A 1,347-nucleotide genomic window follows, 5' to 3' on the forward strand; every position below is an offset into this window, starting at 1 on the left:
TTTCAAGAGAGACGGAACCCGCCATGCTTTCCCACGAAGACAACGAGACCCTTGTACGCGTCGGCCCCGGTACGCCGACCGGCCAGTTCATGCGCCTCTTCTGGCTGCCCTTCCTGCCGTCGTCGGACTTGACGGTCGACGGTCAGCCGCAGCGCGTGCGCCTGCTCGGCGAAGACCTGATCGCGTTTCGCGACTCTGAAGGCCGCATCGGGCTTGTCGACCACGCGTGCCCGCATCGGGGCGCTCCGCTCGTGTTCGGGCGTAACGAGAAGTGCGGATTGCGCTGCGTCTACCACGGCTGGCAGTTCGGCGTGGATGGCCGCGTGATGGATACGCCGGCCGAGCCGGCCGAGAGCCGCCTCAAAGACAAGGTGCGTATCAAGAGCTATCCGTGCCGCGAGCGCAACGGGATCGTCTGGGCATACATGGGGGATGCGCCTGCCGACGCGCTGCCGCCGCTGCCGAATCTTGAATGGAACATGGTGCCGGCGGAAAACGTGCATTTCAGCTTCCGCGTGCAGGAGTGCAACTGGCTGCAGGCGGTGGAGGGCGAGATCGATTCGGCGCACGCGCCGATCCTGCACGGGCGCATCGATTCGCAGGGCGCCATCAACGACTGGACGGCCAAGCGCGACCTGCGGCCGGTGTTCGAATGCCAGCGGCAGGACTTCGGCATTAGCATTGCGTCGCGGCGCGTGCTCGACGAACAGAGCCACTACTGGCGCGTCAACCAGTTCCTGTTCCCGTTTTATACGCTTGTGCCGCCGCAGTCGAAGTACCCGGAACTGAGCGGTCACGCATGGGTGCCGATCGACGACGAGAACACGCTATGCATCATGTTCTCCTATACGCCGGCCAGCGCGCTCTACGAGAAAACGCGCCAGCTGTTCGAGGCGGGGCACCAGGGGCGTGAGACCGGCCATGCGAGCGAGAGCGCCTACGAGCCGCGCCCGGTGACGCAACCGTATGCGAAGTACTGGACCAAATACAACCTTCAGTCTGCATTCCTCTTCAATTACGACGCGCAGACGAAGACGTGGTTCTCGGGGCTGCCGGGTCTGTGGGTGCAGGACGCGGCCTGTCAGTCGGGCGTCGCGCCGATCTACGACCGCAGCAAGGAGAACCTGGGCATCAGCGACACGGGGGTGGCGATGACGCGCCGGCTGCTGCTCGAGAACGTGCGCAAGCTTGCTGCCGAGCGCACGACCACGGTGCGGGTTGGCGACGCAGATCTGTGGATGGTGCGGGCGGTGTCGCTCACGCTGCCATCGAGCGCGTCATGGCAGCACGACGGCGCGGAGCACATGCGCGCGCGCATTGGCGCTGATTTCGGCTATACGCCATGAT

1 protein-coding gene is annotated in these 1,347 nt (G+C 65.0%); it reads left to right on the forward strand.

Going from position 1 to position 1,347, the window contains the following annotated elements; all coding sequences use genetic code 11:
- The first annotated feature begins 23 nt into the window (after positions 1-23).
- On the forward strand, positions 24-1,346 hold the full coding sequence (locus U5A67_RS40380) for a Rieske 2Fe-2S domain-containing protein (RefSeq protein WP_321959834.1): 1,323 nt from the start codon (positions 24-26) through the stop codon (positions 1,344-1,346).
- Position 1,347: the final 1 nt, after the last annotated feature.

The organism is Paraburkholderia sp. J69-1, assembly GCF_905220255.1.
GTDB lineage: Bacteria > Pseudomonadota > Gammaproteobacteria > Burkholderiales > Burkholderiaceae > Paraburkholderia.

What these genes read in the sequence shown, in the direction of transcription:
- U5A67_RS40380 (WP_321959834.1), top strand. Translation starts at nt 24, where the DNA reads ATGCTTTCCCACGAAGACAACGAGACCCTTGTACGCGTCGGCCCCGGT.